At 66.8% G+C, this 14086-nt stretch carries 11 protein-coding genes; 6 read left to right on the forward strand and 5 right to left on the reverse strand.

From position 1 onward, the window contains the following. The first annotated feature begins 121 nt into the window (after window positions 1–121). Entirely contained in the window at window positions 122–1201 is a 1080-nt protein-coding gene (locus tag VT03_RS09610; RefSeq protein WP_082846085.1) for a Gfo/Idh/MocA family protein, read from the forward strand. 11 nt (window positions 1202–1212) lie between these two features. Further along, entirely contained in the window at window positions 1213–1791 is a 579-nt protein-coding gene (locus VT03_RS09615) for a hypothetical protein (protein WP_075092779.1), read from the forward strand. Between the two features lie 326 nt (window positions 1792–2117). On the opposite strand, the gene VT03_RS09620 is transcribed toward VT03_RS09615, so the two are convergent. Continuing rightward, window positions 2118–3293 carry a hypothetical protein gene (locus tag VT03_RS09620; protein ID WP_082846086.1) on the reverse strand — a complete coding sequence of 392 codons (1176 nt, stop codon included), beginning with the start codon at window positions 3291–3293 and terminating at the stop codon, window positions 2118–2120. A 161-nt stretch (window positions 3294–3454) separates the two neighbouring features. Continuing rightward, the gene (locus VT03_RS09625) at window positions 3455–3895 is read right to left on the reverse strand and encodes a hypothetical protein (protein ID WP_075092780.1); all 441 of its coding nucleotides are present in this window, start codon (window positions 3893–3895) and stop codon (window positions 3455–3457) included. 651 nt (window positions 3896–4546) lie between these two features. On the opposite strand from VT03_RS09625, the gene VT03_RS09630 reads away from it, so the two are divergent. Continuing rightward, complete coding sequence (locus VT03_RS09630) at window positions 4547–7510, forward strand: PAS domain-containing protein (RefSeq protein ID WP_075092781.1); 2964 nt, start codon at window positions 4547–4549, stop codon at window positions 7508–7510. Between the two features lie 95 nt (window positions 7511–7605). Here the strand turns inward: VT03_RS09630 and VT03_RS09635 are convergent, their stop codons facing one another. From VT03_RS09635 to VT03_RS09645, 3 genes are all read right to left on the reverse strand, one after another. Beyond that, window positions 7606–8130: a hypothetical protein gene (locus VT03_RS09635; RefSeq protein WP_075092782.1), complete on the reverse strand. Its 525-nt coding sequence runs from the start codon at window positions 8128–8130 to the stop codon at window positions 7606–7608. 111 nt (window positions 8131–8241) lie between these two features. Beyond that, window positions 8242–9648: a threonine synthase gene (thrC, locus tag VT03_RS09640; RefSeq protein ID WP_075092783.1), complete on the reverse strand. Its 1407-nt coding sequence runs from the start codon at window positions 9646–9648 to the stop codon at window positions 8242–8244. A gap of 380 nt (window positions 9649–10028) precedes the next feature. Then, window positions 10029–10601: a DUF4112 domain-containing protein gene (locus VT03_RS09645; protein WP_075092784.1), complete on the reverse strand. Its 573-nt coding sequence runs from the start codon at window positions 10599–10601 to the stop codon at window positions 10029–10031. Between the two features lie 82 nt (window positions 10602–10683). Here VT03_RS09645 and VT03_RS09650 point away from each other — a divergent pair, with 82 nt between their 5' ends. From VT03_RS09650 to VT03_RS09660, 3 genes are read left to right on the forward strand one after another with little or no spacing between them, the layout of a single operon-like run. Then, on the forward strand, window positions 10684–11097 hold the full coding sequence (locus VT03_RS09650; RefSeq protein ID WP_075092785.1) for a hypothetical protein: 414 nt from the start codon (window positions 10684–10686) through the stop codon (window positions 11095–11097). A gap of 1 nt (window position 11098) precedes the next feature. Further along, window positions 11099–13159 carry a DUF4132 domain-containing protein gene (locus VT03_RS09655; RefSeq protein ID WP_075092786.1) on the forward strand — a complete coding sequence of 687 codons (2061 nt, stop codon included), beginning with the start codon at window positions 11099–11101 and terminating at the stop codon, window positions 13157–13159. Then, complete coding sequence (locus VT03_RS09660; RefSeq protein ID WP_075092787.1) at window positions 13156–14007, forward strand: ComF family protein; 852 nt, start codon at window positions 13156–13158, stop codon at window positions 14005–14007. The genes VT03_RS09655 and VT03_RS09660 overlap by 4 nt, the downstream gene beginning before the upstream one ends. The last annotated feature ends 79 nt before the right edge of the window (window positions 14008–14086 follow it).

Here is a 14086-nt window from a genome sequence, read left to right on the forward strand (position 1 = left end):
CGCTTCCCATCTCACCCATCCTCAGCGAACGTGACAAACCACATCAACGGTGGAATCGACCCCGCCGGGCCAGTTACGCTCGCATCGGCCACACCCACTGTATCGCTTCGGAGCCGTCCCGATGCCTGACCTCGTCCGCCGCGACTTTCTGAAATGGCTGGCCGCACTGCCGCTGCTCAATCCGGCTCGGACCGGTCTCGCCGACGACAAGCCGGCTCCCAAACGCCCGATCCGGATCGGGCAGATCGGCGTCGGTCATCCCCACGCCAGCAAGCTCTCGGTCTACCGCAACTCTCCGGACTACGAGGTGGTCGGCATCGTCGAGCCTGACGACGCGCTCCGACGCCGGGCCCAGAATCAGAAGCCGTACGACGGACTCCCCTGGGTCACGCAGGAAGAGCTCCTCAACATGCCGGGCGTGGAGGCGGTGCTGATCGAGACCCGCGTCCGCGACCTGCTCGCCTCCGCAGAGGCGGCGATCGCGGCGGGCAAGCACATCCATCTCGACAAGCCGGCCGGCGCGGACTTCCCCCGCTTCCGCCGGATCGTCGAAGAGGCGCGGCGGCAGTCGCTCCTGATCCAACTTGGCTACATGTACCGCTACAACCCCGGCATCCTCCTGCTGAACGAGATCCGCAAGGCGGGATGGATCGGCGACCTGTTCGAGGTCCACACCGTCATGAGCAAGGTCGTCGGCGCAAACGAGCGGAAAGAGCTGGCCGAGTTCCCCGGCGGAATCCTGTTCGAGCTGGGAGGGCACATCACCGACCTCGTCGTGGGGCAGCTCGGCCGCCCGGACAAGGTGACGGGGTTCCTCCGGCACTCCGCGGCGCTCGACGACGGCCTGATCGACAATGGCCTGATGGTGTTGGAGTACCCGCGGGCGACTGCCAGTGTGAAGTCGAGCGCCGTGGAGGTGTCGGGCGGCGACCGGCGGCACTTCGTCGCCTGCGGGACCGGCGGAACGCTGCAGGTCCAGCCGCTCGACAATCCGTCGGTCCGTCTCACCTTTGCGGAGCCGCACGGCGAGTACCGCGGGCCGTACCAGGATGTCCGGCTCCCCAAGTATCCGCGTTACGTGGGGGACGCGGCCGACATGGCGAAGATCCTTCGCGGGGAGAAAGCGAGCGACTTCTCGTACGACCACGACCTGGCCGTGCAGGAGACGCTCCTGCGGGCCTGCGGGATGCCGCTCACCTGAGAGACGACGCCATGCTGATTCCCAGGGCCCTGCTGGACCGAATCGGTGGAGGCGAGGTGACGCTCGCCTTTCGCCGCTGGGTGAAGCCGACCGTGAAGACCGGCGGAACGCTCAAGACCGCGATCGGTGTTCTCGACATCGTCCGGGTCGAGGAAACGGCAGCGGAGTCGATCACCGAGGCGGATGCCGTGAGCGCCGGGGCTCCTTCGCTCGCAGTGCTTCTCGGCGAGCTCGAACGGCGCACGGGAACGCTCTATCGCATCGAGCTGGCCTACCGGGAACCGGATCCGCGGATCGCCCTGCGGGAGGACGACGAGCTGTCCGACGAAGAGTTCCGCGGCCTCGCGAAGCGGCTGCATGGGATGGATCAGCGGGCCGCGGGCGGCGCCTGGACGCGGCGGGTTCTTACCGGCATCGAACGTCATCCGATGCAGGCGGCCGGCGACTTGGCGGCGCAGCTTGGTTTCGAGAAGGAGTGGCTCAAGACCCACGTCCGCAAGCTCAAGAACCTCGGTCTGACGGTCAGCCATCACCCCGGGTATACGCTCTCGCCTCGCGGGAGGACGGTTCTGGCGCGATTGGGGCGGTGAGGAACTCGCCGGCAGTGTGTGTCTGGAAGGTCCGTGGTGTGTCTCTCTGGGGCGAAGCCGGATTGTCGCAAGCCGGGAGGAAGAAGCTCCAGCTGAGCCGCGAAGGTTCGCAAACGCGTTCCCTCTGTCCCCCTGACGCTGGGGAGCTGGGCAACGGGGACGCCCGAGGAGCCTCCGGCTACCGGTGCCACCTCCGTCCGCCACGACGGGCGTTCTGCGTGCTCTGTCGAAGAGACGGTTGGCCGCGTTCACCACCGCCGCGGCTCGGCGGGAGCCTCGCCCTCCCGAGGTCTGCCCCACACTCGCATCGGCTTGCTGCGCCAGCCTTATCGCTTCTGGAAGGCGATGAAGATTCCGACCGCCGCGACGGCTGCGAGGATTGCGAAGGCGATCTTCCAGGCCGAGTAGGGGCGTTCTCCCTGGACCTCTCCGGTCGAGGCGTTCACGTAGACGCGGTACGGCTTGTCGTGGAAGCGGTAGACCAGCATCCAGACCGGCAGGAGGATGTGCTTGAACGTCACGGCGTCGAACCGCGAGCGGATCTGGTGGATCCGCTGCTGGTCGCCGCCGATCCGCCGCCGCGCGTCCTGCTCCAGCGCCGCTTGCATCCGCGCCCGGGCGGTCTCGAAGCCGTTGTCGAGGGGAACATCGTAGGTCCGGGCCATGAACCCCGCGAGCGCCTCCTGGTTGAACGGGATCGCTTTGTCCATCGGCCACGGTTCGAGCTCGCGGATCACCTCGGCGGGCAGACCGCGGGTGGCCACGATGAACAGGTCGTCGAAGAACCGCTGGAACCGTCCGCTGGCGGGCGACCAGCGGACGCGGGTTTCGGTCCGGCGGTTGTCGCCTGAACCGACCGTGACCGTGTAATTGTCTCCCCGTTCGCCGCTGTAGACCGTGAACGTGGCGGAGTCGAACGTCCAGTACGGCAGGTAGACGCCGTTGAACCGTCCTTCGACGCCGCGCTTGAGGAACTCGTTGGGGGCGAACCAGCGGGACGTGACCCATTCCCGGAGGTTGCCATGGGCCCGCTCGTGGTCGACGAGGAACGGGATCACCGCCTGGACCGGGATGCGGCGGGTCGCCGTGTGGACCTGTTCGCGCTGGATCGGGATGCCGCAGAAGGGGCACTCGGAGCTGGTCAGCGTTCCGACGAAGACCGTCGTCCCGCCGCAGCCTCCGCAGCGGACTTCCGATTCACCCGGGACCTCTTCCTCTCCCCGCTCGCGGAGTTCCGCGAGGCGCTGGAGCATTGCCTCGTAGTCCTGCTCCTCGATGACGGCGTGTTCGGAGATGGCGAGCTGCTTGACGTGTCCGCAGTAGGGGCACTTCAGCGCCTGGTCGCCGATGTTGAACGCGAGATCGGCCCCGCAGGCTTCGCAGGGGAAGACGCGTCCGCGGCCGTCGTCGACGGTTTCGCCTGTCTGGCCGACGGGGCCCAGTTCCGGCAGGTCGGAGCGATCCCGCGGCGCACGGTCATCGCTGTCTTCGGAGAATGCCATCCCGCGTCTCTCCCGGTCGGTTGCGCGGATGGTAGCGGAGAGTCTGGGCCGGTTCGACGAAGCCCGGCGGCGTTCCCGAATCCGGTCGGCCGGGAGTTCGGGGCGGGGCGACCGGGGAACCGGCTTCCTGGCGGCCTACGCTCAGGGGGGACAGATGTGGATCACTCGGCGGCGGGATCGGCGGGTTGCTCGGGGGCGGCGCCGTGGCATTCGGCCCAGCGTTCCCAGGCGTAGGTCCATTCCATCCACATCCGCATCACGGACCAGAGGCTCCGCATTTTGACGAGCTGTTGCTCGGACATTTTGGACTGCTGGTGGAGGCTGGCCTCGGCGGCGGTTTTGAGTCCCCACCGCTCGGAGAGTTCGCGGCACAGGCCTTCGGCGCTGAGGTCGGGATCGGCTCCGGCGGCTGTCAGGCCGGCCCGATCTGCCTGGACGAAGAGGTCGAAGAGTTCCTTCCGATACGGATCGATCTCGATCGGCCGGGTGGCTTCCTCGGTGCGAGAGATCAGGGCGTCGACTTGTTCGACAATCCGGGTCGCCACTTCGGTGACGGGTTCGGACGAGGGGGTGGCGGCGGCGGCGGTTTCGGTGGGGCTCATGCGATTGTCGGGCGAAAAGTCGTGGGCCGGCGGGGAAATGGCGTGGCCGGGGAGAAAGTGTGAGGCGGGGTGTGGCCGCGGGTCAAGGGGGTGGAGTGTTGTGGTGGGGGGCCGTGGAAAAGATCGGGCGGCTTGCGCGGGGTTCTCCGGTTGCGAAGACTGCCGGGCCTAAACCGGGGTCCAGGGGGTCACCCCTGGTGGGGGATGCAAGGGGGCAACGCCCTCTTGCCCGCCGGAGGCCTGGCCGTCGAGAAATGTCTGAAGGAGGGCTTATCCAGACGCGGACGACGTGTCGGATGCCCCCACATCAACCCGCGGGGAATCCAAAACGGGCGTCCGTTGTGTCCCACGGTTCCTCATGGAAGTGCCTCCGGCGGCAAGAGGGCGGGACCCCCTTGACCCCAGGCTGCCGTGGCACGTTGGGTTTGACGTAGCAGTGTCGTGCCGGCAAGAACATCGACCGGGCAGGAAAGGGTTCTTCCGGATGCGGCGAAACCCCAATCCGGGTAACATGATCCTGCAAAAGTCGCCCCAGGGCTCGTAGCTGGCGGTCCCCGTCGAGCCGAGGCGAATCTGTCGACCGTCCTGCCGGGGACGAGCGAGAGGACGGGACCGCCGAGTTGCCTGGATTTGCTGCCAGACAGACCACCCATGAACCCATCGATCGGCTCCCCGGCCACGACGCTCGATGACATCCTGATCACTCCCGAACTGGCGCGCCGGACCTCCCGCGCACCCGATTTCGAGGCGGAAGGCCGCGTCCTGGTCGCCCTCGCCCGGGTGATGGCGGAAGCCCCCGAGAGCGTCCTGCAGGTGCTGTGCGATCGGGCCCTCGAACTCTGCCACGCCGGCTCGGCCGGAGTCAGCGTCTGGGATGACGCCGGTCCCGAGGCGGTCTTCCGCTGGCAGGCCACCGCCGGAGACTACGCCCCCTACGTCGGCGGGACGATGCCGGGACAGTTCAGCCCGTGCGGCGTGGTTCTCGAACGGAACGCCCCGCTGCTGATGGCGAACCCGCACCGGTTCTTCCCCTACATCGCCAACCTTTGCTCGCCGGCGCGGGAAGTCCTGCTCGTTCCGTTCCACCAGGGGGGCGTCGTCATCGGGACGGTATGGGTCGTGGCCCACTCGCCCGACCGGCACTTCGACTCCGAAGACGCGCGGCTCGTCGCCAGCCTGACCCAGTTTGCCGGCGCGGCCGTCCAGATGCTGAACCGGGTCGCCGCCACGGCAGCGGCCGAGCAGTCGCTTCTGGAAAGCGAAAACCGGTTTCGGGCGCTCGTCACCGCGACGTCGGACGTGGTCTACCGGATGAACGCGGACTGGACCGAGATGCGGCAGCTCGTCGGCCGGGAGTTCATTATGGACACCCGCGAGCCCTCCCGCTCCTGGCTCGATGTCTACATCCCCGCTGAAGAACGGCCCCGCGTCACCCGGGCCGTTCAGGAGGCCATCCGGGCCCGCCACAAGTTCGAGCTGGAGCACCGGGTCGTCCGCCTCGACGGCACCATCGGCTGGACGTTTTCCCGGGCGATCCCGATTCTCGACGACGCGGGCCACATCGTGGAGTGGTTCGGAACCGCCACCGACATCACGGAGCGGCGCCGCACAGAGGCCGAGTCGACGCACCTCGCCGTCACACTCGGTCTCGCGATGGAGGCGGGGAAGCTCGGCTTCTGGGAATGGGATCCGACGATCGACCGGGCGACGCTCTCCGCACAGGCCCGCGAGATCTTCGGCGTTCCGGACGAGGCCTCCTACGGTCACGAGGACCTGCGGAGCCTGCTCCATGCCGATGACCGGCAGCGGGCCCGCGACACGGTGGCCCGCGCGGTTGCCGCCCGGAAGGACTACGACATCGAGTACCGGCTGAACCCGCGCGACGGCGAGTCCCGGTGGATCGCCGTCCGGGGACGGGGGATCTACGACGACGACGGCCACCTCCTGCGGATGCACGGCGTCGTTCAGGACGTTCACGAGCGGCGGGAGGTCGAGGAGGGGCTGCGGCAGCAGTCGGACCGGATGCGGCTCCTGTGGGAAGCGGCCGCGGTGCTGCTGACGACCGAGGAGCCGGACTCGATGATCCGCCGGCTGTTCAGCAAGATCGCTCCGCACTTCGGCCTCGATACCTACTTCAACTTCATGGTCGACGAATCCGGCCAGTTCCTGCGGCTGGAGTCGTGCGCCGGGATTCCGGACGTCGTCGCGAACTCGATCCGCCGGCTGGAGTTCGGCCAGGCGATCTGCGGAGCGGTCGCGGTCAGCCGCGAGCCGATCACCGCCACCTGCATTCAGCAGTCCGCCGATCCGCGGGTGCAGCTCGTCAAAGGGTTCGGGATCCAAGTCTATGCCTGCAACCCGCTCCTCGCTGGCGACCGGCTGCTCGGCACGCTGTCGTTTGCCAGCCGGACGCGGGAGACGTTCGATCCGGATGAGCTCGAGTTCCTGAAGACGATCTGCCACTACGTCACCGCCGCCTACGACCGGCTGCGTCTGATCCGGCAGCTCCGCGACGCCGACCGCAAGAAGGACGACTTCATCGCCCTGTTGGCGCATGAGCTCCGCAACCCGCTCGCTCCCATCCGCAACGGCCTGCAGGTGATCCGCCTGGCGGACAACGACCGCGACACGCTGGCCTGGGCCCGGGAGATGATGGACCGGCAGCTCTCCCACATGGTGCGGCTGATCGACGACCTTCTCGACATGTCCCGCATCAACCGCAACAAGATGGAGCTGCGGCGAGCGCGAGTGAGCCTCACCGAGATCGTCGCGAGCGCCGTCGAGACCGCGCGGCCCCAGCTCGACGCGGCCGGGCACGAGCTGATCATCGCCCTCCCCGCCGCCGTCGTGATTCTCGACGCGGACCTGACCCGGCTGGCCCAGGTCTTCTCGAACCTGCTGACGAACAGCGCCAAGTACACCCCGGCCGGGGGACGGATCTGGCTGTCGGCGGAACGGGCCAACGGGCAGATCGTGGTTTCGGTCCGCGACACCGGGATCGGCATTCCGGCGAACGCGCACCCGACGATCTTCGACATGTTCAGCCAGGTCGATCGGACCGTGGAGCGGAACAGCGGAGGTCTGGGGATCGGCCTGGCGCTCGTGAAAGGCCTCGTCGAGATGCACGGCGGTACCGTGGCGGTCGCCAGCGACGGCGAAGGGGAGGGGACGACGTTCACCGTCACCCTGCCCGAAGCGGAGCGGACCACGTCCGATGAGGCCGTCCTTTCCGAAGTCTCCGCCCCCGGGGGCTCACGCCGGATCCTGATCGTGGATGACAGTCACGACGGGGCCCGGTCGCTGGCCGAGATGCTCCGCCGGCTCGGCAATGAAGTCGACACGGCGCACGACGGACTGGCCGCGGTGGCGACGGCCGAGACGTTCCGGCCCGACGTGATCCTGATGGACGTGGGGATGCCGCTTCTGAACGGTCTTGACGCGACGCGTCGGATCCGGCAACAGCCCTGGGGCCGCGCGGTCCGGATCGTGGCGCTCACCGGATGGGGCCAGGAGAATGATCGGGAACGCTCCCGGGCCGCCGGCTGTGACGGCCATCTCGTGAAACCGGTCGAGCTGACCGATCTACAGAAGATGCTGCGGCACCTGGAGGTCTGAGTCCGCCGCGGATTGCCTGCGTGTGCCAGCAAGGGTGGACTTCGCGCGGAGGTCCGTCGGCCGGGGACGGTGTTCAAGCGGTGTCGGACGGACAGCTACTTCGGCTTGCCCGGCGTCTCGGTATTCGGCGCCCAGCGGACGAGTTCTTCGAGCAGCGTCCGCAGTTCCGCGTGCTGCCGGACTCCGGCGATCAGCGAATACGGATCGATCCGCCGCCGTCGAAGCTCGACCCGCAGCGCCGGGAGGATCTCGGTCTGGAAGACGATCTCCTGCCGCCAGCGGATCCAGTGGAAACAGATGCAGAGCGAAAAGACGAGAAGGAGCGGGAACAGGTACCACACCTGCCACGACCCCGAGAGCGTGGCGTGCCCGAGCACGCAGAGCGTCACGAACGACACCCCGGTGACCCACAGCGGCAGGGCCCCGAGCGAATTGAGCTGCTCGTTGGCCTGGACGAGCCGGCCGTAGAGGTACGCTTCGTCGATGCCGTCGCGGAGTTCATCCGGACGGAACGGTTCGTAGACCAGCTCGCCGTCCCGCCGGGACACGAGGAGCGATTCCCCTTCGTCCGGGAGGTGTTCGGCCAGCTGCTCGAGTTCCTCGAAGGGACTGCTGTACATGAGGGGGAGCCTTCGAACCTGAGACGGAACCCGCTTTCATGGCGGGATTTCCGTTCCCTGTCCGACGACAGGGGTTCGGCAGGCCGTCCGTGGCACTACCAACGAAAAATTCTATCCGACGCGCCCGATGACTTCCAGAATTTGGGCCAGATCGTTGTCCACAACGATCGGGCCATTCTGGTAGGGCCGCGTCACAATGCCTCGCTTTGCCAGTTTCTGAGCCTCCTCCGCAGCCGCATCGGAGTGATACCCGACCGTGGCCGTCGGGTCCTTGAGCTGGTGTCCGGTCAGAATACAGACGACACGGTCGCTGGGGGCAATAATTCCCTGCTGACGTAGCATTTTTGCACCAGCGACGCTGGCACCGCTCGCAGGCTCACATCCAAACCCGCCAGCCCCAACCTGCGCCTTCGCGTCGAGGATTTCCTCGTCCGTCACTTCCCGGACGACGCCGTTGCAGGCGTCGAGTGCCCTTAAGCATTTCTTGAGGTTGACCGGCCGGTTGATCTCGATGGCGCTGGCCAGCGTGTCGGCCCGGTGGTTGCGGGCGTCCATGTCGCGGTAGAAGGAGTCGACGAGTTCCTTCTGCGGGCGGCCGTTGTTCCACCGCAGGCCCTGGTGCTCGTACAGCTCGTAGAGGGTGTTCGCGCCGGAGGCATTGATTACCGCCAGCCGCGGGATGCGGTCGATGAGGCCGAGCTGTTTCAGTTCGAGGAACGCCTTTCCGAAGGCGCTGGAGTTCCCGAGGTTTCCGCCGGGGACGACGATCCAGTCCGGGACTTCCCAGCCGAGTCCTTCGAGGACCCGGTACATGATCGACTTCTGACCTTCGAGGCGGAACGGGTTGACGCTGTTGCAGAGGTAGATGTTCTGCTGTTCGCAGACGGCCCGGACCTGCTGGAGGGCGTCGTCGAAGTCGCCGCGGATCTGGATCGTCACCGCGCCGTAGTCGAGCGCCTGGGAGAGTTTGCCGTAGGAGATCTTGCCGCTGCCGACGAAGACGACGCAGCGGAAGTGTCCCGAGACGCCGGCGTAGATGGCGAGCGAGGCACTGGTATTTCCGGTCGAGGCGCAGGCGGTCATTTTGGCGCCGACCATCCGGGCGTGGGTCGACGCGGCGGTCATGCCGTTGTCTTTGAAGCTTCCGGAGGGGTTGAGGCCTTCGTACTGCAGGAAGAGTTGGCCGGGCTTCATCCCGACGTACTTGGCGACGGGATCGCACTTCTGGAGGTAGGTCTGTCCTTCGCCGATGGTGACGATCTGGTCATCGGGGGCGAACGGGAGGAGTTCGCGGAATCGCCAGACGCCGCTGTAGTCGAGCGGGTTGTGGCGGGTCATCCACCGCTTTTCAAACTCTTTGAGCGAGGACGGGACGGGGACGCGGTCCCAGTCGTAGTGGACGTCGAGGAGGTCGTGGCTTTCCGGGCAGACCGTGAGGACCTGATCGATGCCGTAGCGGGTCTGGCAGTCGGGTGAAATGCTCTTTTGGAAGGCGATCTCGGCCACGGCGTACGACACTTCTTGATCGGGAGGGAGAGGGCAAAGTGGAATTGTGATGGGGGGCGGGGGCGGAGTCGAGTGTAAGGCGCTCTTGCCGGCAAAGCGCTGTTTGCTCAAACTCAATGTGCTACGGCAGCTGGGGTCAAGGGGGCCTCGCCCCCTTGCCGCCGGAGGCGCTTCCATGAGGAACCATGGGACACAACGGACGTCGGCTTTGTGGGACCGGCGTTGAGGACTCCTCGCTCGCTCTGGACTCCCTGCGGGTTGGTGAGGGGGCATACGGCACGGTGTCCGCGCTTGGACACTCACTCCTTCAGACATCTTCCGACGAGACGGCCTCCGGCGGGCAAAGGGGCCTTGCCCCTCTGCACTCCCCACCAGGGGTGCCCCCTGGACCCCTATCCTCCAAACAACCATGTGCCGACCCAACGGATCGCCGTGAACGCCACGAACAGGCTTACCGTCAGACACGTCAGCACGATCACGATCAGGAGAGCAAAGAATGCGCGATCACTGAACTCCGCCCGGCGGACCGTCCGGGGATCGGCCGCCGCATGCCGACGAAGCAACTCCACATTCCGGTTGTTCGCCTTCCAGTACACATCAAACGCATCACCCAGAATCGGAATCGAACCCATCGCGGCGTCGACCAGCAGGTTCGTCGTCATCCGGGTCATCGTCACCTTCGAAACACCCCGCCGCTGCGCCTCCCGCAGAATCAGAATCGACAGGAGCGAAGTCCCAACATCCCCCAGCCCGGGGATGACACCCAGCAGAGCGTCGAGACCAATCCGGATGTTGGTTCCGGGAATCTTGAGGACGCTGTCGAGCAGATGCGCCAACACCTCCAGTCCAGCCAGCTCCATACCGGGACCGGTGGTCGGTCCCCTGCCACGAGGGGCCGATTCCCCAGGAAGGATGACCACGGGGTCGGCAGCGGACTCGGCGCGCGGATGAGATGCGTCGGACAAGGAAGACTCCTCAGGGGCGATGCGTCGAATTCTACACGCCGCCGCGGATATAGTGACCGGTTGCCACCCGGGAGAGACAAGAATGGCCATCGCCTTGACCGTGCGGGACGAGACAACCATGGGAAAGACGACGAACGAATTCGTCGTCGAGTTCCTGACGGAAGAGATCACGGTCCGCGAACTGATCCGGGCCCGCGTCTACCAGGAAGTCCAGGACTACAACACCCGGCAGCCCGGCGAGTACCGGGGCCTCGTCCAGCCCAGCGATGCCGAACGGACGCTGAACGGCGGCAAGCTCAAGACCGGCCGGCAGATCGACTGGAAACAGCAGTTCGAACAGGCCTGCGAGGCCTTCGACCAGGCCCGGGTCCTCGTCCTCGTCGACGACCAGCAGGTCGAGTCCCTGGAACAACAGGTCGTCCTCCGCCCCAAGACCCCCCAGCATGAGGCGACGTCGGTCACGTTCCTCAAGCTGACTCCACTTGTGGGGGGCTGAGATGCCCCGAGGGGAGGGGGACCAGCGGGACGGTCTCTGGGACCGGCTGATTCCAGCGGACGCCTGGGCCGTGGCCGTGCGCGAGGAAATGGCCGCGGCGCCCGAGATCGATCGCTGGCGGTGGGCCGGGATCTTCGAACTCGCCTTCACCGCGTCCGCCTCGACACCGTCGGCCAAGTGGAAAAAGACCGCCGCCGCGCTCCTTGAAGAGATCTCGATCTCCCGATTCTCCGAGGCGGTCCAGCGCTGGTTCCCACAGGCGGACCGCCTGCGGCTCGGCGAGGCGGCCGGCGAAATGACGTTTCCGATTCCGCAGAACGATACGGCTCTGAAGGGGCTCTGCTGGATCGCCGGATTGATCGATGATCCCGAGATGGCCCGGCTTCTGGGCCGGCTGGCTCTTTCGGCCTACAAGAAGCTGCCGGGGATCGGGCCGCGGGCCGTGAGCGTCGGGAACGCCGCGGTCTACGCCTTGAGTCAGATGCCGAACGAAGCGGCGGTCGGCCAGCTCGCGATGCTCAAGATCAAGGTCAAGGCGGGGAACGCGCAGAAAGGGATCGAAAAGGCCCTCGGGACCACGGCGGAACGGCTCGGTGTTCCGCGGGAAGAGATCGAGGAGATGGGGGTTCCGGGTTACGGGCTCACCGGTGTCGGCCGACTGGAAGAGACCTTCGGCGACGTCACGGCCCGGCTCGAAGTCGACTCCCGCGGCAAAGGAGAAATCCTCTGGATCAAAGGGAGCGGCAAACCGCAGAAGTCCGTCCCGGCGCAGGTGAAGTCCGACTTCCCCGAGGAGCTGAAGGATCTCAAAGGAGCAGCCAAGGACATTGAGAAAATGGTCCCAGCCCAGCGGGACCGGATCGACAACCTGTTCCTGCAGCGGAAGGCGTGGCCCTTCTCGATCTGGAAGGAGCGGTATCTCGACCATCCGGTCGTGGGCCTGATCGCCCGCCGGCTCGTGTGGCGGTTCGCGTTCGGCAAGGAGTCTCGCGACGGCATCTGGCACGACGGCCGGATCGTGAACGTCGATGACGAGCCGCTTCCGGGGCTCGATGGGGCGGATGTCGGTCCGGACGTGACCGTCGAACTGTGGCATCCGGTCGGCCGCCCGCTCGACGACGTTCTCGCCTGGCGGAACTGGCTCGAGCGGCATGAGGTCCGCCAGCCGTTCAAGCAGGCGCACCGCGAGGTGTACCTGCTGACCGACGCCGAGCGGCGGACGAACACCTACTCCAACCGCTTTGCCGCGCATGTCCTCCGTCAGCACCAGTTTCATGCCCTGTGCGGTGTGCGGAACTGGAAGAACAAGCTGCGGCTGATGGTCGACGACATCTACGCCCCGCCGACGAAGGACCTGCCGCAGTGGGGGCTGCGGGCGGAGTTCTGGGTCGAGGGGATCGGCGATCAGTACGGCCGCGACACGACTGACAGCGGCAGCTTTCTCTACCTCTCGACGGACCAGGTCCGGTTCTACCGGATCAATGCCGACCGGCGCTATGCCCATGCCTTTGGCGGCGGCTACGAGATTCACGGCGAGGAGCACCCCGCCAACGAACCGCTGCCGCTCGATCTCATCCCGCCGCTTGTCTTCTCCGAGATCCTGCGGGACGTCGACCTGTTCGTGGGGGTCTGCAGCGTCGGGAACGATCCGACGTGGGCGGACGGCGGGCCCGAGGGGACGTATGCCAACTACTGGACGAACTTTTCCTTCGGCGATCTGACCGCCTCGGCGACGACGCGGAAGGAAGTCCTGCAGCGGCTCATCCCGCGGCTGAAGATCGCCTCCCGCTGCTCCTTCGACGAGAAGTTCCTCAAGGTCCGGGGGGACCTGCGGACGTACAAGATCCATCTCGGGAGCGGCAACATCCTGATGGAGCCGAACGACCAGTACCTGTGCATCGTCCCCGACGGCCGGATGGAGAAGACGGCGGGGAACGACGGCATGTTCCTCCCCTTCGAGGGAGACCGGACGCTGTCGATCATCCTCAGCAAGGCCCTCCTCCTGGCGGCGGACACGAAGATCACCGACACGACGATCACCCGGCAGATCCAGCTCGCATGACGACCCCCGATTCCGCATCGCCCGGTCTGTCGAACGCCTGGTCGCGCGTCGCGGGCGGGCTGCGTTATTACGGAGCGAAGCTCGCCGCCGGGGCGCGATGGGCGGCTGAGGCGGGAGTCGACACGCTCTATCCCCACACCTGCGCGGCCTGCGAGACGGAGCTGCCGGACGGCCGGTCCGCGCGACTGCTATGCGACGGCTGCCGTTCGCGACTCGTTCGCCTCGATCAAGCCTGGTGTCCCCGCTGCGCGGCGCCGGCCGGACCCTATGCCGCCTCGGAGACCGGCTGCCGGGAGTGTCTCAACGAAGCGTTTCCGTTCGAGTCGGCGGTGACGCTCGGCGGCTATCGGGAGCAGGCGGGGCCGGCCGATGGCCACGGCTCTCTCCTGCGATCGCTCATCCTGCAGGCCAAGGCGAGCGGCGGACCGCGGCTGACGGAAGCCCTGACGCAGGAACTGCTCGAGGTGCGTCGTGGCTGGTTTCAGAACCTCGCTCCTGATGCAGTTGTTCCCGTCCCCCACTTCTGGGCGCAGCGGCTGGTCCGCGGGGATCTGACCCCGCAGACGATCGGGGCGGTCCTGGCCCGGCAGCTTCGGCGGCCGCTCCAGCATGACGCCGTCCGCAAGACCCGCTGGACCAGGCGGCAGACTCGATTGCCGGGGTCGACGCGGCGGGTCAACCTGCGAAGCGCCTTTGCCTGGACCGGCCGCCCCGTCGCCGGACTGCGGCTGCTCCTCGTCGACGATGTCATGACGACCGGCGCGACGGTAAAGGGAGTCGCGAAGGTTCTGTTGGAGGCGGGCGCGAAAGAGGTTCACGTCGCCGTGCTGGCGCGGTCCACGGGCTGAGCGGTCCGTCCGGGGCTAGGTTCTGTCTGGAAACGCTCACCAGCCCGATGCGCCAGCGAGGGACGACGCGTGAATTCCC

Source organism: Planctomyces sp. SH-PL14, from assembly GCF_001610835.1.
Lineage (GTDB): Bacteria > Planctomycetota > Planctomycetia > Planctomycetales > Planctomycetaceae > Planctomyces_A.

Bases quoted from the DNA above. Each gene is read 5' to 3' on its own strand.
- VT03_RS09610 (WP_082846085.1), top strand. From the start codon at position 122: ATGCCTGACCTCGTCCGCCGCGACTTTCTGAAATGGCTGGCCGCACTG.
- VT03_RS09615 (WP_075092779.1), top strand. From the start codon at position 1,213: ATGCTGATTCCCAGGGCCCTGCTGGACCGAATCGGTGGAGGCGAGGTG.
- VT03_RS09620 (WP_082846086.1), bottom strand. From the start codon at position 3,293: ATGGCATTCTCCGAAGACAGCGATGACCGTGCGCCGCGGGATCGCTCC.
- VT03_RS09625 (WP_075092780.1), bottom strand. From the start codon at position 3,895: ATGAGCCCCACCGAAACCGCCGCCGCCGCCACCCCCTCGTCCGAACCC.
- VT03_RS09630 (WP_075092781.1), top strand. From the start codon at position 4,547: ATGAACCCATCGATCGGCTCCCCGGCCACGACGCTCGATGACATCCTG.
- VT03_RS09635 (WP_075092782.1), bottom strand. From the start codon at position 8,130: ATGTACAGCAGTCCCTTCGAGGAACTCGAGCAGCTGGCCGAACACCTC.
- VT03_RS09650 (WP_075092785.1), top strand. From the start codon at position 10,684: ATGGCCATCGCCTTGACCGTGCGGGACGAGACAACCATGGGAAAGACG.
- VT03_RS09655 (WP_075092786.1), top strand. From the start codon at position 11,099: ATGCCCCGAGGGGAGGGGGACCAGCGGGACGGTCTCTGGGACCGGCTG.
- VT03_RS09660 (WP_075092787.1), top strand. From the start codon at position 13,156: ATGACGACCCCCGATTCCGCATCGCCCGGTCTGTCGAACGCCTGGTCG.